Origin of the sequence: Geopseudomonas sagittaria (assembly GCF_900115715.1) — a bacterium.
In the GTDB taxonomy this organism is placed as follows: Bacteria; Pseudomonadota; Gammaproteobacteria; order Pseudomonadales; family Pseudomonadaceae; genus Geopseudomonas; species Geopseudomonas sagittaria.
Map to the genome: position 1 here is coordinate 21,435 of NZ_FOXM01000007.1, position 19,257 is coordinate 40,691.

The 19,257-nt window shown below is 67.0% G+C and carries 23 protein-coding genes; 17 read left to right on the forward strand and 6 right to left on the reverse strand.

The features are described from left to right. Positions 1 to 31: 31 nt before the first annotated feature. The 4 genes from BM297_RS10250 to pdxH all read left to right on the forward strand — a co-directional run bounded on the left by BM297_RS10250 (position 32) and on the right by pdxH (position 2,740). Entirely contained in the window at positions 32 to 310 is a 279-nt protein-coding gene (locus tag BM297_RS10250) for a septum formation initiator family protein (protein ID WP_092430911.1), read from the forward strand. Further along, a complete protein-coding gene (gene ispD / locus BM297_RS10255; RefSeq protein WP_092430915.1) occupies positions 307 to 1,023 on the forward strand; it encodes a 2-C-methyl-D-erythritol 4-phosphate cytidylyltransferase in 717 nt (238 codons plus the stop codon). The genes BM297_RS10250 and ispD overlap by 4 nt, the downstream gene beginning before the upstream one ends. A 183-nt stretch (positions 1,024 to 1,206) precedes the next feature. Further along, positions 1,207 to 2,007 carry an OmpA family protein gene (locus BM297_RS10260; protein ID WP_092430919.1) on the forward strand — a complete coding sequence of 267 codons (801 nt, stop codon included), beginning with the start codon at positions 1,207 to 1,209 and terminating at the stop codon, positions 2,005 to 2,007. Between the two features lie 85 nt (positions 2,008 to 2,092). Beyond that, positions 2,093 to 2,740, forward strand: coding sequence for a pyridoxamine 5'-phosphate oxidase (gene pdxH / locus BM297_RS10265; RefSeq protein ID WP_092430923.1), 648 nt, complete (start codon positions 2,093 to 2,095; stop codon positions 2,738 to 2,740). Between the two features lie 26 nt (positions 2,741 to 2,766). On the opposite strand, the gene BM297_RS10270 is transcribed toward pdxH, so the two are convergent. Further along, positions 2,767 to 3,006 (reverse strand): hypothetical protein, encoded by a 240-nt coding sequence (locus BM297_RS10270; protein ID WP_092430927.1) that lies wholly within the window; start codon positions 3,004 to 3,006, stop codon positions 2,767 to 2,769. Between the two features lie 98 nt (positions 3,007 to 3,104). Here BM297_RS10270 and BM297_RS10275 point away from each other — a divergent pair, with 98 nt between their 5' ends. The 7 genes from BM297_RS10275 (at position 3,105) to BM297_RS10305 (ending at position 9,568) form a co-directional block, all read left to right on the forward strand. Further along, positions 3,105 to 3,566, forward strand: a complete 462-nt coding sequence (locus tag BM297_RS10275; protein WP_092430932.1) for an outer membrane lipoprotein — start codon at positions 3,105 to 3,107, stop codon at positions 3,564 to 3,566. 271 nt (positions 3,567 to 3,837) lie between these two features. Further along, positions 3,838 to 6,636 carry a monovalent cation/H+ antiporter subunit A gene (locus BM297_RS10280; protein WP_092430936.1) on the forward strand — a complete coding sequence of 933 codons (2,799 nt, stop codon included), beginning with the start codon at positions 3,838 to 3,840 and terminating at the stop codon, positions 6,634 to 6,636. Further along, positions 6,636 to 6,965, forward strand: a complete 330-nt coding sequence (locus tag BM297_RS10285; RefSeq protein ID WP_092430938.1) for a Na+/H+ antiporter subunit C — start codon at positions 6,636 to 6,638, stop codon at positions 6,963 to 6,965. Before BM297_RS10280 ends, BM297_RS10285 begins: the two co-directional genes overlap by 1 nt. Then, positions 6,962 to 8,470 (forward strand): monovalent cation/H+ antiporter subunit D, encoded by a 1,509-nt coding sequence (locus BM297_RS10290; protein ID WP_092430941.1) that lies wholly within the window; start codon positions 6,962 to 6,964, stop codon positions 8,468 to 8,470. The genes BM297_RS10285 and BM297_RS10290 overlap by 4 nt, the downstream gene beginning before the upstream one ends. After that, entirely contained in the window at positions 8,467 to 8,967 is a 501-nt protein-coding gene (locus tag BM297_RS10295; protein ID WP_092430946.1) for a Na+/H+ antiporter subunit E, read from the forward strand. Before BM297_RS10290 ends, BM297_RS10295 begins: the two co-directional genes overlap by 4 nt. Beyond that, positions 8,952 to 9,221, forward strand: coding sequence for a K+/H+ antiporter subunit F (locus BM297_RS10300; protein WP_092430949.1), 270 nt, complete (start codon positions 8,952 to 8,954; stop codon positions 9,219 to 9,221). The genes BM297_RS10295 and BM297_RS10300 overlap by 16 nt, the downstream gene beginning before the upstream one ends. A gap of 8 nt (positions 9,222 to 9,229) precedes the next feature. Then, positions 9,230 to 9,568, forward strand: coding sequence for a Na+/H+ antiporter subunit G (locus BM297_RS10305; RefSeq protein ID WP_090307463.1), 339 nt, complete (start codon positions 9,230 to 9,232; stop codon positions 9,566 to 9,568). 68 nt (positions 9,569 to 9,636) lie between these two features. On the opposite strand, the gene BM297_RS10310 is transcribed toward BM297_RS10305, so the two are convergent. Continuing rightward, positions 9,637 to 10,302, reverse strand: a complete 666-nt coding sequence (locus BM297_RS10310) for a COG3650 family protein (RefSeq protein ID WP_092430953.1) — start codon at positions 10,300 to 10,302, stop codon at positions 9,637 to 9,639. A 190-nt stretch (positions 10,303 to 10,492) separates the two neighbouring features. Here BM297_RS10310 and ihfB point away from each other — a divergent pair, with 190 nt between their 5' ends. Continuing rightward, positions 10,493 to 10,777 carry an integration host factor subunit beta gene (gene ihfB, locus BM297_RS10315; RefSeq protein ID WP_092430958.1) on the forward strand — a complete coding sequence of 95 codons (285 nt, stop codon included), beginning with the start codon at positions 10,493 to 10,495 and terminating at the stop codon, positions 10,775 to 10,777. A gap of 44 nt (positions 10,778 to 10,821) precedes the next feature. Then, on the forward strand, positions 10,822 to 11,127 hold the full coding sequence (locus BM297_RS10320; protein WP_092430963.1) for a lipopolysaccharide assembly protein LapA domain-containing protein: 306 nt from the start codon (positions 10,822 to 10,824) through the stop codon (positions 11,125 to 11,127). 99 nt (positions 11,128 to 11,226) lie between these two features. Here BM297_RS10320 and BM297_RS10325 read toward each other — a convergent pair whose 3' ends face one another. The 4 genes from BM297_RS10325 to BM297_RS10345 form a co-directional block, all read right to left on the reverse strand. Further along, positions 11,227 to 11,880: an SDR family oxidoreductase gene (locus tag BM297_RS10325; protein ID WP_245768248.1), complete on the reverse strand. Its 654-nt coding sequence runs from the start codon at positions 11,878 to 11,880 to the stop codon at positions 11,227 to 11,229. Between the two features lie 105 nt (positions 11,881 to 11,985). Further along, positions 11,986 to 12,804, reverse strand: coding sequence for a molybdenum cofactor biosynthesis F family protein (locus BM297_RS10335; RefSeq protein WP_092430966.1), 819 nt, complete (start codon positions 12,802 to 12,804; stop codon positions 11,986 to 11,988). Positions 12,805 to 12,921: 117 nt separating this feature from the next. Next, on the reverse strand, positions 12,922 to 13,587 hold the full coding sequence (locus tag BM297_RS10340) for a helix-turn-helix transcriptional regulator (protein WP_092430968.1): 666 nt from the start codon (positions 13,585 to 13,587) through the stop codon (positions 12,922 to 12,924). An 88-nt stretch (positions 13,588 to 13,675) separates the two neighbouring features. After that, positions 13,676 to 14,875: a CaiB/BaiF CoA transferase family protein gene (locus BM297_RS10345; protein WP_092430970.1), complete on the reverse strand. Its 1,200-nt coding sequence runs from the start codon at positions 14,873 to 14,875 to the stop codon at positions 13,676 to 13,678. A 153-nt stretch (positions 14,876 to 15,028) separates the two neighbouring features. Between BM297_RS10345 and bacA the strand changes: the two genes are divergently transcribed. From bacA to BM297_RS10365, 4 genes are all read left to right on the forward strand, one after another. Continuing rightward, entirely contained in the window at positions 15,029 to 15,661 is a 633-nt protein-coding gene (gene bacA, locus BM297_RS10350; protein ID WP_092430974.1) for a biofilm formation regulator BacA, read from the forward strand. Next, the gene (locus BM297_RS10355) at positions 15,658 to 16,359 is read left to right on the forward strand and encodes a PspA/IM30 family protein (RefSeq protein WP_092430978.1); all 702 of its coding nucleotides are present in this window, start codon (positions 15,658 to 15,660) and stop codon (positions 16,357 to 16,359) included. Before bacA ends, BM297_RS10355 begins: the two co-directional genes overlap by 4 nt. 62 nt (positions 16,360 to 16,421) lie before the next feature. Further along, positions 16,422 to 17,060, forward strand: a complete 639-nt coding sequence (locus tag BM297_RS10360) for an OB-fold-containig protein (protein ID WP_092430980.1) — start codon at positions 16,422 to 16,424, stop codon at positions 17,058 to 17,060. Positions 17,061 to 17,090: 30 nt separating this feature from the next. Then, entirely contained in the window at positions 17,091 to 19,166 is a 2,076-nt protein-coding gene (locus BM297_RS10365; RefSeq protein ID WP_092430982.1) for a flotillin family protein, read from the forward strand. Positions 19,167 to 19,257: the final 91 nt, after the last annotated feature.

The window sequence follows — 19,257 nt, forward strand, 5'->3', positions numbered from 1 at the left end:
ACGGCGGTTGTTCATAGGGAGCCTGACTCGAATGCGAAAAGCCCACTGGCTGCTTGTCGTGCTCCTGCTGTTGCTGGGCGGTCTGCAGTATCGCCTGTGGTATGGGGATGGCAGCATCACCCAGAACCGTCTGCTGCTGGCGCAGATTGCCGAGCAGAACAGCGAGAACAAGCAGTTGCTCGAGCGCAATCGCATTCTCGAGGCCGAAGTGGTGGAGCTCAAGCGCGGTATGGAGACCGTCGAGGAGCGTGCCCGGCACGAGCTCGGCATGGTCAAGGAAGGCGAAACCCTGTATCTGCTGAGCCAATGAGCCTGACCCCCCTCCCCGAATTCTGGGCAGTCATCCCGGCTGCCGGCGTGGGGGCGCGCATGCGCGCCGACCGCCCTAAACAGTACCTGCGCCTCGGCGAGCGCACGGTGCTGGAACACACCCTCGACTGTTTTCTCGGCCATCCGACCCTCAAGGGGCTGGTGCTCTGCCTGGCGGAGGACGATCCCTACTGGCCGGGCCTGGCCTGTGCCAGCGATCCGCGCATCGAGCGGGCTGCCGGTGGCTGCGAGCGTGCCGACTCGGTGCTCAACGGTCTGCTGCACCTGCTGACCCTGGGTGCCCACGAGAACGACTGGGTGCTGGTGCACGACGCCGCCCGGCCCAACCTGGCGCGCGACGATCTCAATCTGCTGCTCGGCGAGCTGGCCGAGGATCCGGTCGGGGGCCTGCTGGCGGTGCCGGCGCGCGATACCCTCAAGCGGGTCGGCAAGGATGGCCGGGTGCGCGAAACCATCGACCGCAGCGTGATCTGGCAGGCCTACACCCCGCAGATGTTTCGTCTCGGCCAGCTGCACCGCAGTCTGGCCGATGCGCTGGTGTCGCATGCCAGTATCACCGACGAAGCCTCCGCCCTCGAGTGGGCCGGGCATGCGCCGCGCCTGGTCGAGGGGCGCGCCGACAACCTGAAGATCACCCGCCCGGAGGATCTGGAGTGGCTGCGCCAGCGCTGGGCGGCTCGCGCAGGCGGATAGTTTTTCCGACCTGTTGCGCCGGTATTTCTCCCCGACTTTTCTTCGGCGCCTATGCTTTATCCATCGGGCTGGCCTGGTTTGTGACATCCGGACTGGTTGGAAGCGAAGGTCGCTGGTAGTTTTGCCCGCTTTGAAGGGTGCCGCGTGTTTGCGGTATTTCGTTTCGTTTAACTGGAATTGATCATGTCTCTCGTCAAACCTGCAGCTTTGTTTCTGTGTGTTGCTCTGGCCGGCTGCGCCGGCAAGTCCGGTTCGGCCGACACTTCGCAGAAGGAGCCGGGCAAGTCGCCTGTGGCGGAACAGGCGGCCCAGACCGACAAGCTGAAGGCGTCGGAATCGAAGAAGGCCGAGCCGGCCCGGCTGGCCCGGGCTGCGAAGGCACCGGCAGAGCAGGGTGCCAAGAAGGTAGAGAAGGAAGAGAAGAAAAGCAGCTGGTGGTCGTTCGGCGCCAAGGGCAAGGAGAGCGACAAGCCCGCCCAGGCCAAGCAGGCAAAGGCCGAGGCCACCAAGGTCACCGCCGCCTGGCTGGATGAGCATGAAGCGCGTCTGAAGGCCGCGGTGGCCGGCAGCAAGTTCGAGGTGGAGCGACGTGGCGACGTGCTGGTGGTGGTCGCCCCGGTCGACCCGTCGTTCAATCCGGATCGCCCGCACATGCTGCTGCCGGTCACCCTCGGCCCGCTGAGCCGGCTGGCCAAGCTGGTCGCGGCGGAGGGCCAGATGGCCGTGCTGGTGGTCGGCCATGCCGACAGCCGCGGTGACGCCGTGCTCAACCGCAAGCTGAGCCTGGAGCGGGCGCAGGCGCTGGGCTCGATTTTCCGCATGAGCGGGCTGAAAGGGGACCGCCTGATGCTGCGTGGCGTCGGTTCTGACAAGCCGCGGGCAACCAACGACAGCGTCGCCGGCCGCGCCAGCAATCGACGTGTCGAGGTGCTGGTGACCGTGCGCGACAGCCTGCCGGCGCTGGTCGCGCAGAACGATCGCTGAGTGGCGACGCCAGCCCCGCCGCTCGCGTGCGGCGGGGCCGGGCAAGGGTTAAGCTAGAGGCAATCATCGCTCAAGGAGTTCTGCAATGACCCAGTCGCTTGCCGACATGCGCCGCGATTATGCCCGGGACGGCTTGTCCGAGGAGCTGGCGCCGCTGGAGCCGTTCGCGTTGTTCCACCGCTGGTTCGACGAGGCGGTGCAGACCGAGCAGCCGCCGGTGGAGGCCAATGCGATGACCTTGGCCACGGTCGATGCCGAGGGGCAGCCGCATTGTCGCGTGTTGTTGCTCAAGGCTCTGGACGCCCGCGGCTTTACCTTCTTCACCAACTACGACAGTGCCAAGGGCGAGCAACTGCTGCGCAATCCGCGTGCCGCGATGACCTTCTTCTGGCCGAGCCTGGAGCGCCAGGTGCGCATCGAGGGGGTGGTGGAGAAGGTGACGGCGGAAGAGTCCGATGCCTACTTCAAGGTGCGTCCGCTGGGCAGTCGCCTGGGTGCCTGGGCTTCGCCGCAGAGTCGGGTGATCGATGGGCGTGGCGAGCTGGAGCGCCTGTTGACCGAAACCGAGCAGCGTTTCATGGAGACCGCGCCGCACTGTCCCGAGCACTGGGGCGGCTATCGTCTGCTGCCGCAGCGCATCGAGTTCTGGCAGGGGCGCCCGAGCCGGCTGCACGACCGCCTCAACTATCGCCTGGAGGCGGGCGCCTGGCTGCGCGAGCGTCTGGCGCCCTGACGACAGCGGGCGCCGATGCGCCCGTGTCAGGCGGCCGGGCGGTATGCCGCGGCAGCCTGCTCCAGCCATGCGGTGAGGGCCTTGCGCTTGATGCCCTGGCTCTTCGCCTCCTGCAGGCGGGCGAGCATGTAGTCGCGCTTGGCGGGATCGTCACCAGCCAGGGACAGCGCCAGATCGCGGTCGGTCCAGCGCTGGATACGCTTGTACAGCCACCAGTGGAAGTACAAACCGGTTACAGTGGTAATGAAGATGATGAAGTAGTCCATACAGGGCTCCTTGGAAGGCGTGCCCACCCTAGCCGATCGCGGTGCAGCGGAAAAGCGCCGCAGAGGCCGGTAGGCGACAAGCAAATTGGAGAGCAGTCATGCGCAAATCAGCAGTGTTCCTGAGTCTGGCCATTGCAGCCCTCGCGGCAGGGGGCTGCGCTTCCAAGCTCACTGGCGATACCTATAGTCGCGATGAGGCGCGTGCTGTGCAAACCGTGCGCATGGGGACCATCGCCGCGCTGCGGCCAGTGCGCATCGAGGGTACCAAGACGCCGATCGGTGCCGGTGCGGGTGCCGTGGTCGGCGGCATCGGCGGCAGCTCGGTTGGCAGCGGCCGCGGCAGTGCGGTGGCGGCGGTGATCGGTGCGGTAGCCGGCGGCCTGCTGGGCGCGGCGACCGAAGAGGGCTTCACCCGCACCCAGGGGGTGGAGATCACCGTCCGTGAAGACGACGGCGCCATGCGCGCCTACGTGCAGGAAGTCTCCGAAGGCGAAATCTTCCGGGTCGGCGACCGGGTCCGCGTCCTGACCGTCAACGGCACCAGCCGCGTGGCTCACTGAAGCCCGCTGTTGCTGCGTCCGGCCTGCAAATGCCCGGCTCTGCGGTCTGCGCCGAGAGGCGGGTATTTGCTTTCTTAAAACCTTTGCAATCATTTTTCCGGGGCGATAGTCGCTTTGGGCATTATGCTGTGTGGCTTCTGCACTGGGATCCAGGAGCTCCTGGCCTGAACCCCGCGCTTTTTCCGTGGAGCACGACCGTTGCCGCCAGCCCTGTGCAGGCCGGGCGGCAACGGCAAGGCTGGCGGTATGGGAATGGAATAGAGAGGAACAGATGACGCTGGCGCTACTGATTGCGCTGCCACTGCTGGGCGCCGTGGTGCCCCTGCTGACCGAGCGCTACGGTCGCTCGCTGTGTGCAGCTGCTACAGCCCTGGCTCCGCTGCTGGGTCTTGTCCTGCTGCTTGGGCAACGTTCGGCGGTATTCGCCGGCGAGACACTTTATCTGAAGCAGCCCTGGCTGCCGGATCTGGGGCTCAACCTCAGCCTGCGCCTGGATGGCCTGAGCTTCCTGTTTGCCCTGCTGATCCTCGGCATCGGTCTGCTGGTGATCCTCTATGCCCGCTACTACCTGGGCAAGAACGAGCGCAGCGGGCGTTTCTATGCCTTCCTGCTGCTGTTCATGGGCTCCATGCTCGGCGTGGTGCTGTCGGAAAATCTGCTGCTGATGATGGTGTTCTGGGAGATGACCAGCCTGTCGTCGTTCCTGCTCATCGGCTTCTGGGGGCACCGCTCAGACGCCCGCCGGGGTGCGCGCATGGCCCTGACGGTGACCGGTGCCGGCGGTCTGGCCCTGCTGGCCGGTATCCTGCTGCTGGGCAACATCGTCGGCAGTTTCGAGCTGAGCGAGGTGCTCGCGTCTGGCCACTTCATCCGCAACCACGCCCTGTACCCGCTGACGCTGTGTCTGATCCTGCTCGGGGTGTTCACCAAGTCGGCGCAGTTTCCCTTCCATTTCTGGCTGCCGCACGCCATGGCGGCACCGACCCCGGTGTCGGCCTACCTGCACTCGGCGACCATGGTCAAGGCCGGGGTGTTCCTGCTGGCACGCCTGTACCCGGCGCTGGCGGGCTCCGACTGGTGGTTCTACATCGTCACCCTGACCGGCCTGGCGACCCTGCTGGTCGGTGCGGTGATGGCGCTGTTCCAGCACGACCTCAAGGGCCTGCTGGCGTTCTCGACCATCAGCCACCTGGGCCTGATCACCCTGCTGTTCGGCCTCGACACGCCGCTGGCGGCGGTGGCGGCGATCTTCCACATCATCAACCATGCCACCTTCAAGGCCTCGCTGTTCATGGCCGCGGGGATCATCGATCACGAGACCGGCAGTCGCGACATGCGGCGGATCAACGGCATGTTCAAGTACATGCCGCACACCGCGGCGCTGGCCATGGTGGCGTCGCTGGCGATGGCCGGCGTGCCGCTGCTCAACGGCTTTCTCAGCAAGGAGATGTTCTTCGGCGAGACGCTGGCCTTCGAGCACCACCTGTTCGGCAGTTTCTACTGGGTGATCCCGGTTGGGGCGACCCTGGCGGGGATCTTCTCGGTCGCCTATTCGCTGCGCTTCATCCATGACGTGTTCTTCAACGGCGAGCCGATCAACCTGCCCAAGTTCCCGCCGCACGAGCCGCCGCGCTACATGAAGGTACCGGTGGAAGTGCTGGTGTTCCTCTGCCTGCTGGTCGGCATGCTGCCGGGCTACACCGTGGCCCCGCTGCTGGCGACCGCGGCCTCGGCGACTGTCGGCGGGGTGCTGCCGGCCTACAGCCTGGCGATCTGGCACGGCTTCAACCTGCCGTTGCTGATGAGCGTGATCGCCCTGATCGGCGGCATCACCGTCTACGCCAGCCGTCAGCCGCTGTTCCGCTGGTATGCCGGGCTGCCGGATCTCGACGCCAAGGCCATCTTCGAACTGGGCGTACGGCAACTGGTGGCGGTGGCCGAGCGCATCACCGGCATCCTCGAGAGTGGCTCGCTGCAGCGCTATCTGGTGCTGATGCTGCTGGCGGCGCTGCTGGCGGTGGTCGTCGGTCTGTGGGGGTTGCCGGAGCTGGCCGGACCGCTGCCGTTGACCTGGCCGGATCCGGTGACTGCCCTGGGCCTGCTCCTGCTGTGCCTGAGTGCGCTGCTGACGGTGATCTTCCACCGCCGGCGCATGGTCGCGCTGATGATGCTCAGTGTGGTCGGTCTGCTGGTGTCGCTGGCCTTCGCGCGCTTCTCTGCGCCCGATCTGGCGCTGACCCAGCTGGCGGTGGAGGTGGTCACGATCATCCTGCTGATGCTGGCCCTGTTCTACCTGCCGGCACAGACTCCCGGCGAGTCGAGCAGCCTGCGCGGTTTCCGCGACTTCATCCTCGCGGGCGCCAGCGGCGGCGTGGTGGGTCTGCTGACCTTCGCCGTACTGACCCGCCCCTACGAGAGCATCGCCGGCTTCTTCCTCGACAACAGCGTGCCTGGCGGTGGTGGCGCCAACGTGGTCAACGTGATCCTGGTCGACTTCCGTGGCTTCGATACCCTCGGCGAAATCAGCGTCCTGGCGATCGCCGGCATCGGCATCCATGCCCTGTTGCAGGGGCTGCGCCTGCCGCCGCCGGCGGTCGATGCCGAGGGCCGCGACTGGGGCCGCGAACGGCATCAGCCGATCCTCGCCACCCTTTCCAGGGTGCTGTTGCCGCTGGCCCTGCTGGTTTCGGTGTTCATCTTCCTGCGCGGTCACAACCTGCCGGGCGGCGGCTTCATCGCCGGCCTGGTGACCGCGGTGGCGCTGATCGTGCAGTACATCGCCAGTGGCGTGCGCTGGACGCAGTCGCGGCTGCCGCTGGACTACCACCGCCTGGCCGGTCTCGGCGTGTTCGTCGCCGGTCTCACCGGGCTGGGCAGCTGGTTGTTCGGCTATCCGTTCCTGACCACCTCGTTCGGTCATTTCCACCTGCCGCTGGTCGGCGAGTTCGAGCTGGCCACGGCGATGCTGTTCGATCTGGGGGTGTACCTGACCGTGGTCGGCGCGACCCTGCTGATTCTCGCCAACCTGGGCCAGCTGGCCCAGCCTGACCCCGGCAAGGAGGTGGTCTGATGGAGGCGCTGTTCGCCCTCACCCTGGGCATCCTGACCGCCAGCGGCGTGTACCTGCTGTTGCGTGCGCGGACCTTTCCGGTGGTCATGGGCCTGACCCTGATCTCCTACGCGGTCAACCTGTTCCTGCTGGCCATGGGCCGCCTGAGTACCGGCATTCCGGCGATCATCGGCCAGAGCGCGAGCTATACCGATCCATTGCCGCAGGCGCTGGTGCTGACTGCCATCGTCATCGGTTTCGCCATGACCGCCTTCGTCGTGGTCCTGGCGCTGCGCAGCGTCGGTGAGACCAGAACCGACCACGTCGATGGCCAGGAGCGCAGGTCATGAATCACGCGCTAATCCTGCCGATCCTCCTGCCGATGTTCAGCGGCTGCCTGCTGCTGCTTGGTGGCCGCCTGCTCGCCATCAACGGCCAGCGGATCTTGTCGCTGCTCGCCACCCTCGCGCTGCTGCCGCTGGCCGGAGTGCTGGTGGCGCAGGCGGCGACCGGAGCGCTGCAGGTCTATGCCCTGGGCAACTGGGTGGCGCCCTTCGGCATCGTCCTCGTGCTCGACCGCCTGAGTGCGTTGCTGCTGCTGGTGACTGCGCTGCTGGCGCTGTTTGCGCTGCTCTATGCCGTGCGTGGCGACGACCAGCGTGGCGCCAGCTTCCACGCGCTGTTCCAGTTCCAGCTGATGGGCATCAACGGCGCCTTCCTCACCGGCGACCTGTTCAACCTGTTCGTGTTCTTCGAAATCCTGCTGATTGCCTCCTACGCGCTGCTGGCACACGGCGGCGGGGCAGAGCGGGTGAGGGCGGGTCTGCACTATGTGGTGCTCAACCTGGTCGGCTCCTCGCTGTTCCTGATCGCCCTCGGCCTGCTGTATGGCATCGCCGGCACGCTGAACATGGCCGATCTGGCGCGTCGCGTGGCCGAGGCCGGTCCGGAACAGGCTTCCCTGCTCGGTGCCGCCGGTCTGCTGCTGCTGGTGGTCTTCGGCCTCAAGGCGGCGATGCTGCCACTGTACTTCTGGTTGCCGCGCGCCTATGCCAGCGCCTGCGCGCCGGTGGCCGCGCTGTTTGCCATCATGACCAAGGTGGGCGTCTACGCCATCCTGCGGGTGTTCATCCTGATTTACGGCGAGCGCGCCGGTTTGCTCACCCAGCTGGCCCAGGAATGGCTGTGGCCGCTGGCCCTGCTGACCCTGGCCCTCGGCGTGCTGGGGGCGCTGGCTGCCTGCAGCCTGTCGCGCCTGCTTGCCTACCTGGTGGTGGTGTCGGTCGGCACCCTGCTGGCCGGCGTGGCGCTGGATACGCCGCAGGCGCTCAGCGCCACCCTGTACTACCTGCTGCACAGTACCTGGATCGCCGGCGGCATGTTCCTGCTCAGCGATCTGATCGCCCGCCAGCGCGGCGGCAAGGGTGGGCGTCTGGAGGCGGGGCCGGCCCTGCTGCAGCCGCAGCTGCTGGGTGGGTTGTTCTTCCTTGGCGCCATCGGCATCGTCGGTCTGCCACCGTTCTCCGGTTTCCTCGGCAAGCTCATGCTGCTGCGCGCGGTACCGCCGGGGGTGGACGGCGCCTGGCTATGGTCGCTGGTGCTGCTGGGCAGCCTGGGCAGCCTGGTGGCGCTGAGTCGGGCCGGCAGCGTGCTGTTCTGGCGCGCCGGACGGATCACTCTGGGCAGTGCCGAGCGTGACGGCGGCCGCCTGTTCGCCACGCTCGGCCTGCTGGCGCTGAGTCCACTGCTGGTGCTGTTCGCCGCGCCGGTGACCGGTTATCTGGAGGCCACAGTGATCCAGCTCAAGGGCGTCGAGGTCTACCAGACACTGATCCTGCATGGAGGTGGCCAATGATGTCACGTTGCTGGCCCCATCCACTGCTCAGCCTGTGCCTGCTGGCGGGCTGGCTGCTGCTGGTCAACGACTTCAGCTTCGGCCACTGGCTGCTCGGCGGCTTTCTTGGCTGGGGCATTCCGCAACTGACCCAGGCGTTCTGGGTGCGTGCGCCACGGGTTCGCCGGCCGCTGAAGCTGGCCGGGTTTGTGCTGCGGGTGGTGGGCGACATCGTCGTCGCCAACCTGGAGGTGGCGCGGCTGATCCTCAGCCCGACCCGTCGGCTGCACCCGGCCTTCGTCGAGGTGCCGATGGAGCTGGACGACGAGCTGGCCCTGACCATTCTCGCCAGCGTGGTTACCCTGACGCCCGGCACGGTGTCGGCCGACCTTTCCGACGACCGCAGCACCCTGCTGGTGCATAGTCTCGACGTCGGCGACGAGGCCGAACTGGTCGCGTCGATCAAGAGCCGCTACGAAGCGCCGCTGAAGGAGATCTTCGCATGCTCGACTACGTGATACCGCTGTGCCTCGCGCTCATGAGCCTGTCCGTGCTGCTGACCGTGATACGGCTGATCAAGGGGCCGGACCTGCCGGACCGGGTGCTGGCGCTGGATACCCTGTACATCAACGCCTTGGCGCTGATCGTTCTGTTCGGCATCTGGCTCGGCTCCGGGTTGTTCTTCGAGGCCGCGCTGCTGATCGCGGTCATGGGTTTCGTCAGTACCGTCGCGGTGGCCAAGTACCTGCTGCGCGGCGACATCATCGAGTGAGGTAGACCATGCCGCTCAATCCCTGGATCGAGGCACTGGTGGCGCTGTTCCTTGTCGCCGGCAGCCTGTTCGCCCTGATCGGCGCCATCGGTCTGTACCGCCTGCCGGACTTCTTCACCCGCCTGCACGCACCGACCAAGGCGACCACCCTCGGCGTCGGCGGCATGGTGATCGCCTCGATGATCTACTTCAGCGCGCGCAATGGCAGTCTGAGCCTGCACGAGCTGCTGATCACCCTGTTCCTGTTCATCACCGCCCCGGTCAGTGCCCATGTGCTGGCCAAGGCGGCGATGCAGCAGAAGCTGCGCCTGCACGACAGCACTCGCGGCAAGCCTTGGCAGCAGTAGGCGGCGCGCTTCACCGCTGAGTCGCGCCAGCGGCCAGCGATGCCCGTGTCAGGCGTCTCGATGTGGGATCAGTTGCGCGCCCCGCCCAGTGCCGCGCAACCGCTCAGCGGTGCTTCGCGGTTGACGCGCAGGCGGGCCTGCAGATGGCTGACGGTGCCGCTCATGCTGTCCTCGCAGCGCTCCGGCGTCAGCCACAGCTCGATGCGCTGGCCGTCGGCCTCGCTGGAAAAGCTCAGCCTGCCGTCCGGCAGGCTTTCCTCGAGGTAGGGCAGGGCGAGCGGTGCAGTGTTCGGCCGCTCGAGCACCATGCCGCCGCCACTCACCCGCACCGACCAGCCCGGTTCGTTGCCGCTGGCGTGCACGATCAAGCGCTTGAAGTTGGCGTCGTCGCAGCCAGGCCCCTCGGCCTGCAGACGATACAGCCGCTCGACGGCATACAGGCCGTCGCCACTCTGCGGCGCGGCGTCGAGCTGGCCGCCGAGGTCGGCGAACAGCGGCGTCGTGCCGGCCTGCAGCTGCGCCGCGGCCTCCTCCAACCCCAGCTGGCCGGCGTCGAGCAGCAGCAGGCGATGCTGCTGGCCACACGTGAGTAGCATCAGCATCTCTCCAGCGCGACTTAGCTCGCCTTGCAGGCGTACCGGGGCAGGCGACCGTGGTTCCTCATTCCACGGCAGCCACTGGCAGCCGCCGAGCAGGGGGAGCAGGCCGAGGGCCAGCACGGGTGCAATACGCATGACAACTCTCCTTGGCAGAATGGGTGTCACGGTAATCGTCGGCATCCCCGGCCACAAGCGGCTGCGGGCGTGAATCACGCATCTTCACATCAGTCTTGCGCTGTCAAGGGTAATGGGCTGGCCAAACCCTGCGGAGCATGCTAAAACCATTTAAGAAATGATCTAGCCGCTTGAAACACAAGGGAAAACCATGACCAAGTCGGAGTTGATCGAACGCATCGTTACCCATCAGGGGCAACTGTCGTCGCGCGATGTCGAGCAGGCCATCAAGACCATGCTCGAACAGATGGCGCATGCCCTCGCCGCGGGCGACCGCATCGAGATTCGCGGTTTCGGCAGCTTCTCGCTGCACTACCGCGCACCGCGTGTCGGGCGCAACCCGAAAACCGGTGAGTCGGTACGCCTGGATGGCAAATTCGTCCCCCACTTCAAGCCTGGCAAGGAACTGCGCGACCGCGTCAACGAGCTGCAGTGACCCGGGCTCCGCTAGCGTCGGCTATCCCTGCTTGAGGAATCGACATGCTCTGGATCAAACGTATCCTGGTTGTAGCCGCCGCTCTGCTGGTAGCGGCGGTTACCCTGGTATTCATCCTCGAGAACCAGAGCCAGGCGCGATTGCAGTTCATGACCCTGCAGAGCCCGGAACTGCCGGTGGCCTTCTTCGTGGCCATGGGCTTCATCGCCGGCGGACTGGCTGGCGTGCTGCTCAGCCTCTACCTGCGCGCCCGGCTCAAGTTCGCCCTGGCGCGCAACCGCAGCGAACTCGGCCGTTGCCGCAAGGAACTCGACCGCCTGCGCGAGCAGCTTTCCGCCAAGAGCCAGTAGCCTGGCCAAGGGTTATCAGCCCGCGCGCAGCGGACCGCTGACGTGGCTGGTCCCGCAACTGGTCCCCTGTCCTTTTTTCGCCTCTCCCACGGCTGGTTTTCAGGCTGCCCCGTGTTGTGAAACCGTGGTATCGCGCAAGGTCACTCCGCCATCCACGACGATCGCCTGGCCGGTGATGTAGCTGGCCGCGTCCGAGGCCAGGAACAGCATGGCCCCGGCGATATCGGCGGGTTCGCCCTGCTGCCCCAGTGCCCCGCGGCCGGCGATCCGGCTACTGAGCTCGGCATCGCCGAGGTTGGCCATGGCGGGGGTGCGGATCACCCCCGGCTCCACGCCGTTCACCCGGATGCCCTTGGGCGCCAGTTCCAGGGCGGCATTGCGGATGAAGCCGTTGACCCCGGCCTTGGAGGCCGCGTAGTGGCTCAGGCCCGGGTAGGCCACGCGCTGGCCGATGACCGACGAAGTGACCAGTACGCAGCCCTGCTCCTGCCGCTCGAACAGCGGCAGGGCGGCCTGGGTCAGCCAGAACAGGGCGCTGAGGTTGGCCGCCAGAGTGCGCTCGAGGATCGCCGGGGTGATGCGGGCGACGTCGGTGACCAGCACGGTCTGTCCGCTGAAATCGAACTGTACCGAGATAAGGCCACCCCATGCGGGCATAGGCAGCGTCGGCACGTCGACGATGCTCGAACCGCCGTCGGCGACGTGCTCGCGCCGGTGATGATCGACGCCTCCGCGCTGATCAGAAAACGGCACACGCTGGCGATCTCCTCCGCCGTGGCCGGACGGCGCAGCGGCACCTCGGCGGCAACCCGCTCCAGCGGCTCACGGCGCCGGTGATGACGATGGTCTAGCGCCCAGTCATGCGGGGATCTCGGTGAGGTTGAGGATGCTGCAGTGGGAGGCCACCGGGAAGTTGGCCAGTTCGTCGAAGCTGCCGCCGGCGTAGCCGAAGATCTTGCCGTCGCTACGGTGGGCCTTGAGGTCGATCATCACCAGGCCGAGGGTGGGCACGATCTTCTCGCGCCAGACGAACAGGTACAGCTCGTCGGCGATCTTGTAGTAGTGACAGCGATCGGTGTCGCACAGTCCTTGCTCGACGCCCTTGAGGCACTGCCAGGTGTAGAAGTTGTCGTTGAGGTAGATGTGCTCGTAGACCTCGGTGGGGCTGTAGCGATACAGGTTGCGCAGGCCGACCAGCTCGCGGGTGGGCGCGTGCGGGCAGGCGCCGTCCTGCCAGGGCTGGTCGAGGCGGCCGTGGAGGAACTCTACCTGCACGCCGGTCAGCTCCCTGCCGGTCAGGGCGCGGCCGTAGAGGCCTTCGCGGGACTCGGCTTCGTCGGGCAGACGGCCGATCACCGCGGTGAACGACTGGCTCAGGGTGTCCAGCACCAGGCTGATCGACCAAGCCTGGTCGCGTTCGTGCTTGAGGAAGTCGACCAGGTAGATGCCCGGGCGCACCGAGGTGGCGCGGTAGGCGGCGCTGCCGCTGGACTGGCCGTCGCGGGCGGCCCAGCTCAGGCGCTCGGTCTCGAAGCGGTGGTCGATCACCCAGCCGTTGGCGAAATGCAGGGTGAAGCGCTGGCCGGCGAGCTCGGCCAGTTGCGGCAGGATGAAGGCCTCGGGGGCGAAGCCTTCGGCGAGGGCGCCAACGGTGATCCAGTCGGACGATGTGCTCATGGGGGAATCCTAGGCTGTTGATGAGTGGCCGAGTAATGGTGGCGGGCAGGGCGCGGCGCGCCTATCAACCGGAAGGTTGAGTGCAATCGAGGGTGCGCTGCAGAGCGCCCAAGGGGTTCAGAGAAACAGCGTGCTGACCAGCTCGGTGCGGCTGCTCACCCCGAGCTTGCGGAACAGGTTGATCAGGTGGGTCTTCACCGTCGGCAGGCCGACGCCGAGCTCGCGGGCCAGCAGCTTGTTGCTGATGCCCTCGCGCAGTAGCAGGGCGATCTCCCTTTCCCGCGGCGTCAGCAGCGCCAGTGCCGGGTTGGCGGCGGGCTGCGGGAGGGCGCGCGCGGCTATTTCCAGCAACCCCTGCAGGGCCTGCAGATCGACGAGCTCGCGCGCAGCGAAGCGACCCTGTTCGGCGTCGCGCAGCAGCGACAGCCCGGCCAGCGGGCGCCCGTTGGCGCTGGCGATGATTTCCACCACGTCGATCATCCCGTGCTGCTGCAGGAAGCCCTGGTACTGCCGGTTCTCCCGCCGATCCTGGCGAGCCATGCCCAGTTGCAGGGGCACCACCGGCAATCCGGTGGCCACGCAGCGGCGCGGTTGTAGCGGATCGAGATGGCGATAGTGGGCGAGGTAGCTGTCGTGCATGTCCGCGCGCATGCGGTGCAGCTGGAAGTCGCAGGCTTCCAGTTGTTCGTCGATGCGGTAGAAGGCGCCCACGGCGGCGGGGACCAGTTGGGTGAACGCCTGCAGGCAGCGCTGGCCCAGTTCGTCGGAGCTGGTGGAGTGCATGGCCGTGGTCCTCATGCCGTGGGGCGTCACCACGATACCGCCCCCGGAACTGGTAATACCAGTCTGCGGAACCGACCGGGATGGACGGCTAGATGGCGCCTTGCGCCTTCAGGGCGGCGATGCGCGCGGCGTCGTAGCCCAGCTGCTGCAGGATGGCTGCGGTATGCTCGCCCAGCTGCGGGCCGATCCACTCGGTGCTGCCGGGCGTCTCGGAGAGCTTGGGCACGATGCCGGGCATCCTGAACTCCTTGCCATCGGGCAGGCGCGCGCTCTGCAGCATGTCACGGGCGAGGAACTGTGGGTCGCTGAACATGTCCTCGGCGCTGTAGATGCGGCTGGCGGGGACTTCGGCCTGCTTGAGCACCGCCAGCACCTCGCCCAGCGGCAGCGACTGCACCCAGCGGTCGATCACCCCGTACAGCTCGTCGCGCCGCGCATCGCGCCCGGCGTTGTCGGCCAGGCTCGGGTCCTCGGCCAGATCGTCGCGGCCGATGGCCAGCATGAAACGCTTGAAGATGGCATCGCCGTTGGCGCCGACCTGCACGTGCTTGCCGTCGGCCGTGGTGTGGATCGAGGAGGGGGTGATGCCGGGCATGATGTTGCCGGTGCGCTCGCGGATGAAGCCGTAGACATCGAACTCCGGCACCAGGCTCTCCATCATGGCGAACACCGCCTCGTACAGCGCCACGTCGACCACCTGGCCCTGGCCGCCGTTGACCTCGCGGTGGCGCAGCGCCATCAGCGCGCCTATCACCCCCCACAGCGCGGCGATCGAGTCGCCGATGGAGATGCCGGTGCGCACCGGCGGACGGTCCTCGAAGCCGGTGATATAGCGCAGCCCGCCCATCGACTCGCCCACCGCGCCGAAGCCCGGCTGGTCCTTCATCGGCCCTGTCTGGCCGAAGCCGGACAGGCGCACCATCACCAGCTTGGGGTTGAGCGCGTGCAGCACCTCCCAGCCGAGGCCGAGCTTCTCCAGCACGCCGGGGCGGAAGTTCTCGATCAGGATGTCGGCCTCCTGCACCAGTCGCTTGAGGATGGCCTGCGCCTCGGGGTGCTTGAGGTTGAGGGTCAGCGACTGCTTGTTGCGTGCCTGCACGAACCACCACAGCGAGGTGCCCTCGTACAGCTTGCGCCACTTGCGCAGCGGATCGCCGCCGTCGGGCGACTCGACCTTGATTACCTCGGCGCCGAACTCCGCGCAGATGCGCGAGGCGAAAGGCCCGGCGATCAGGGTGCCGAGTTCGATGACCTTGAGGCCGGCGAGGGGTTTGCTGGGCAGGGACATGGCGGCTCCGTGGCAGTGGGGATGGCCAAGCCTAGGCGATTGCGCGCGGCGCGGCGAGCGTGGCGGAGTGGCATGTCGGTTCTGTGCAAGGCTTGGCAAAAATCCCACATGTAAGACATGGTTTTCACACATGTGATGTTCTAGCCTCAAGGCATGGACAGCAAATCGTCGGCCTACTACCAACGCCTATACCGCCAGCGCCTGCGCGAGCAGGGCCTGCTGAAGAAGGAAGTATGGATACGGCCCGAGCATGCTCCAGTGCTCGCGGCCATGGAACGGAAACTGCGCCAGCCCGGCGAGGGTCTGGCCTCAAGGGAGGAGGGAGGTATGAGCATGCCCAGGTTGTGGACCACCGGCGAGCTGCACGCTGCGCTGGCGCAGGTCGATCTGTTCAGGGACGGACGAGCGAGCATGGAACTGCTGCAGGGCGCCGAGCCCAGCCTGCATGTGACCCTGCACGAGTACGGCGATCTGCCACTGTTCCTCGCCGTGTTCGGCGAGCAGATCGTGGTCGAGGCCCTGCTCTGGCCGCAGGCGGACGTGCGCGATGCGGCCGCCTTCAACGAGGAAGTGCTGCGCACCCACAAGCTGTTCCCGCTTTCCAGCATCGGTCTGGAAACCCTGCCCGACGGCCGCAGCTGCTACCAGATGTTCGGAGCCCTGAGCGCTGCCTCGGAGCTGGCCAGCGTGGTGTGCGAGATCGAGATGCTCGCCGACAACGTGATCAAGGCCACCGAAGCCTACGAAGGTTTCCTGATACCCAGCGCCGAGGAGAGCCGCGCATGAACGTCTGGATCAAGTTGCTGACCGCCCTGCGCGGCGGCGCCAACGAAGCGGGCGAGGCTCTGGTGGACAGCCAGGCGCTGCGCATCCTCGACCAGGAAATTCGCGACGCCGACCTCGAGCTGCGCCAGTCGCGCGAGGCGCTGGCGGAGATCATGGCCCGGCAGAAGCTGGCCAGCGAGCGGGTCAGCCGCAGCGAGGCCCAGGTCGCCGAGTACGAGCAGTACGCGCTCAAGGCGCTGGCCGCCGACAACGAGGCGCTGGCCACCGAGGTGGCGGAGAAGATCGCCACTCTAGAAGCCGAGCTGGCCAGCGATCGCGAGCAGGCCGCAGGTTTCGCCGCCAGCGTGGCACGCCTGCGCCAGGCGGTGGGCCAGGCCGAGGGACACATCCGCCGCCTCAAGCAGCAGGTCGACACCGTCAAGGCCACCGAGAGCGTGCAGCGCGCCCAGCTGGCCGTGGCCCAGCGCCACGGCGGCTCGCAGGCGAAACTGCACACCGCGGTGGAGTCGCTGGAACGCATCAAGCAGCGCCAGGCCGAGCGTGCGGCGCGCCTGGAGGCCGAGGCCGAGCTGGCCGCCGAGCAGCCGCAGGACAGCCTGGAAGGCAAGCTGCGCGCCGCCGGCATCGTGCCGGACAACGCCAGTGCCGCCAGCGTGCTGGCGCGGCTGAAGGGCAAGGCAGCCAATCAGCAGTCCTGAGCGGCTGACTGGATACGGCGGAGCCGTCCGGCTCCGCCCCTTGTTTCAGGGACAGGAACACGATGGAAATCTTCTTGCAAAGCGCCCTGGCGTTTCCCACCGCGCTGTTCAGCTTCCTGCTGAGCGTGGCGATCCTCTACTGGCTGGTCGCTGCCCTCGGCATCCTCGACGTGGACGTACTCGACGGCGACTTCGGCCCCGATGGCGAAGGCCTCGAACTGGAGGGGCTCGCCGGCCTGCTGCTCAAGCTCGGTCTCGGCGGCGTGCCGGTGACCTTGGTGCTGACCCTGCTGGTGTTCTTCGCCTGGTTCGCCAGCTACTTCATCGAACTGCTACTGCTGCGCCACCTGCCGCTGGGCTGGCTGCGCTATCCGCTGGGCCTGGCGGTGGCGGCGGGGGCCCTGTTGCCGGCGGTACCGCTGACCGCCGTGCTGTGCCGGCCGCTGCGCCGGTTGTTCCGCAAGGTCGAGGCGCCTACCGCCCGCTCGCTGCTCGGCCAGGTGGCGCGGGTGCGCAGCGGCACGGTCACCGCGCAGTTCGGCGAGGCGGACCTCGACGACCTGGGTGCCGGACTGATCCTGCGCGTCCGCGCCGACGCGGTGCAGGGCTTCAAGCGTGGCGACCGCGTGGTGTTGCTGCAGTACCTGGAGGGCGAGCACGCCTACCGGGTGGTCAGCGAAGACGAATTCAAGGGCCTGTGAGCCGTACATCCATAAGGAGATGATGAAAAAATGTTCGAGATTCTGATGCCCTTCGCGATCGGGGTTGGCATGGTCTTCCTGCTGATCCTCGGCTTCTTCGTGCTGTTCAAGGCCTTCTACATCAAGGTGCCGCAGGGCACCGCGCTGATCGTCAACGACATGTCGGCGCAGCCCAAGGTGCACTTCACCGGCGCGCTGGTCTACCCGGTGATCTACAAGAAGGAGTTCATGCAGATCTCCCTGATCACCCTGGAGATCGACCGCCGCGGCAAGGACGGCCTGATCTGCCAGGACAACCTGCGCGCCGACATCACCGTGGCCTTCTACCTGCGGGTCAACGAGACCCAGCAGGACGTACTCAAGGTGGCCAAGGCCATCTGCGCCGAGCGCGCCTCCGACCGCGGCGCGGTCAACGACCTGTTCAACGCCAAGTTCTCCGAGGCGCTGAAGACCGTCGGCAAGCGCTTCGACTTCGTCCAGCTGTTCGAGGAGCGGCAGAGCTTCCGCGACCGCATCGTCGAGTTGATCGGCAACGACCTCAACGGCTACGTCCTGGAGGACGTGGCCATCGACTACCTAGAGCAGACGCCGAAGAGCTCGCTGGACCCGACCAACATCCTCGACGCCCAGGGTATCCGCAAGATCACCGAGCTGACCGCGGCGCAGAACGTCATCACCAACGACCTGGAGCGCAACGAGGAGCTGGCGATCAAGAAGAAGAACGTCGAGACCCGCGAGGCGACCCTGGCCCTGGAACGCCAGCAGGCCGACGCCGAGGCGCGCCAGCAGCGCGAGATCGCCACTCTGCGCGCCCGCGAGCAGGCCGAGACCCTCAAGGTGCAGGAGGAGGAGCGCCTCAAGGCTGAGCAGGCGCGCATCCAGACCCAGCAGGAGCTGGACATTCGTGCCGAGAACCATCAGCGCGAGGTGGAAGTGGCGCAGCAGAACCGCCAGCGCGCGGTGGTGATCGAGGTGGAAAAGGTCACCCGCGCCAAGGATCTGGAAATCGTCGCCCGCGAGCGCGAGGTGGAGCTGCAGCGCATCGAGAAGGAAAAGGCGCTGGAGGAACAGCGCAAGAACATCGCCAGCGTGGTCCGCGAGCGGGTGGCGGTGGAGAAGACCGTGGCCCAGGAGGAGGAACGCATCAAGGAGGTGCGCGAAGTCTCCGAGGCCGAGCGCCTCAAGCAGGTCACCGTGCTCAACGCCCAGGCCGAGGCCGAGCAGGAGCTGGTGCGCCAGGTCAAGCAGGCCGAGGCCGACGAGACCCGCTCGCGGCACAAGGCGGTGGAAATCAACACCCTGGCCCAGGCCGAGCTGGAGGCGGCGGCCAAGCAGGCCGAGGCGAAGAAGAAGCTGGCCGAGGGCATCGAGGCCGAGCGCGCCGCGCCGGGGCTGGCCGATGCGCGGGTGCGCGAGGTGACCGCGGCGGCCATGGAGAAGGAAGGTCTGGCCGACGCGCGCGTGAAGGCCGAGCAGCTGATTGCCGAAGCGCGCGGCGCGCAGGAAAAGGGCCTGGCCGAGGCCCGCATCATCGAAGCCCAGGCGCAGGCCAAGGAGAAGGACGGCCTGGCCGAGGCCAAGGTGCTGGAGGAGAAGCTCGGCGCCCAGGCGCGCGGCGAGGAGCAGCTGGGCAGCGCCAAGGCCAAGGCCACCAAGGACCTTGGTCTGGCCGAGGCCGAGGTGCTGCTGCAGCGCTTCAGCGCCGAGGCCGAAGGCCTGGGCAAGAAGTTCGGCGCCCTCGACGAGCTCAGCGACAGCGCCCGCCAGCACGAGGAGTTCCGCATGCAGCTGGAGAAGAACTTCGAGGAGTCGATGGCCAGCATCGCCGCCAACCAGGAGATCGCCAAGGAGCAGGCCGAGGTGCTGTCCGCCGCGCTGTCCAAGGCCAAGATCGAGATCGTCGGCGGCGAGGGCGACTTCTTCAACTCCTTCGCCAAGTCGCTGTCGGTGGGCAAGGCCATCGAGGGCGTGGTCGGCAAGAGCCCGGTGGTCCAGGAAGTGCTGGCGCGGCTGATGTCCGGCAAGGGCGCCGCGCCCAAGCCTGTCGAGCCGAAGACCGTCGAAGCCAAACCCGCCGAGCCGCTGGTCGACAAGACCCCGGCCTGACCGCCGCCCCGTGCAGGGGCCGCACGCCGCTCCGTAGGAGCGAATTCATTCGCGACCTGTAGCGCAGGTCGCCGATGAATCTGCTCCTGCG

Excerpts from the sequence above, each read along its gene's own strand:
- BM297_RS10250 (WP_092430911.1), top strand. The coding sequence starts at position 32 with ATGCGAAAAGCCCACTGGCTGCTTGTCGTGCTCCTGCTGTTGCTGGGC.
- ispD (WP_092430915.1), top strand. The coding sequence starts at position 307 with ATGAGCCTGACCCCCCTCCCCGAATTCTGGGCAGTCATCCCGGCTGCC.
- BM297_RS10260 (WP_092430919.1), top strand. The coding sequence starts at position 1,207 with ATGTCTCTCGTCAAACCTGCAGCTTTGTTTCTGTGTGTTGCTCTGGCC.
- pdxH (WP_092430923.1), top strand. The coding sequence starts at position 2,093 with ATGACCCAGTCGCTTGCCGACATGCGCCGCGATTATGCCCGGGACGGC.
- BM297_RS10270 (WP_092430927.1), bottom strand. The coding sequence starts at position 3,006 with ATGGACTACTTCATCATCTTCATTACCACTGTAACCGGTTTGTACTTC.
- BM297_RS10275 (WP_092430932.1), top strand. The coding sequence starts at position 3,105 with ATGCGCAAATCAGCAGTGTTCCTGAGTCTGGCCATTGCAGCCCTCGCG.
- BM297_RS10280 (WP_092430936.1), top strand. The coding sequence starts at position 3,838 with ATGACGCTGGCGCTACTGATTGCGCTGCCACTGCTGGGCGCCGTGGTG.
- BM297_RS10285 (WP_092430938.1), top strand. The coding sequence starts at position 6,636 with ATGGAGGCGCTGTTCGCCCTCACCCTGGGCATCCTGACCGCCAGCGGC.
- BM297_RS10290 (WP_092430941.1), top strand. The coding sequence starts at position 6,962 with ATGAATCACGCGCTAATCCTGCCGATCCTCCTGCCGATGTTCAGCGGC.
- BM297_RS10295 (WP_092430946.1), top strand. The coding sequence starts at position 8,467 with ATGATGTCACGTTGCTGGCCCCATCCACTGCTCAGCCTGTGCCTGCTG.
- BM297_RS10300 (WP_092430949.1), top strand. The coding sequence starts at position 8,952 with ATGCTCGACTACGTGATACCGCTGTGCCTCGCGCTCATGAGCCTGTCC.
- BM297_RS10305 (WP_090307463.1), top strand. The coding sequence starts at position 9,230 with ATGCCGCTCAATCCCTGGATCGAGGCACTGGTGGCGCTGTTCCTTGTC.
- BM297_RS10310 (WP_092430953.1), bottom strand. The coding sequence starts at position 10,302 with ATGCGTATTGCACCCGTGCTGGCCCTCGGCCTGCTCCCCCTGCTCGGC.
- ihfB (WP_092430958.1), top strand. The coding sequence starts at position 10,493 with ATGACCAAGTCGGAGTTGATCGAACGCATCGTTACCCATCAGGGGCAA.
- BM297_RS10320 (WP_092430963.1), top strand. The coding sequence starts at position 10,822 with ATGCTCTGGATCAAACGTATCCTGGTTGTAGCCGCCGCTCTGCTGGTA.
- BM297_RS10335 (WP_092430966.1), bottom strand. The coding sequence starts at position 12,804 with ATGAGCACATCGTCCGACTGGATCACCGTTGGCGCCCTCGCCGAAGGC.
- BM297_RS10340 (WP_092430968.1), bottom strand. The coding sequence starts at position 13,587 with ATGCACTCCACCAGCTCCGACGAACTGGGCCAGCGCTGCCTGCAGGCG.
- BM297_RS10345 (WP_092430970.1), bottom strand. The coding sequence starts at position 14,875 with ATGTCCCTGCCCAGCAAACCCCTCGCCGGCCTCAAGGTCATCGAACTC.
- bacA (WP_092430974.1), top strand. The coding sequence starts at position 15,029 with ATGGACAGCAAATCGTCGGCCTACTACCAACGCCTATACCGCCAGCGC.
- BM297_RS10355 (WP_092430978.1), top strand. The coding sequence starts at position 15,658 with ATGAACGTCTGGATCAAGTTGCTGACCGCCCTGCGCGGCGGCGCCAAC.
- BM297_RS10360 (WP_092430980.1), top strand. The coding sequence starts at position 16,422 with ATGGAAATCTTCTTGCAAAGCGCCCTGGCGTTTCCCACCGCGCTGTTC.
- BM297_RS10365 (WP_092430982.1), top strand. The coding sequence starts at position 17,091 with ATGTTCGAGATTCTGATGCCCTTCGCGATCGGGGTTGGCATGGTCTTC.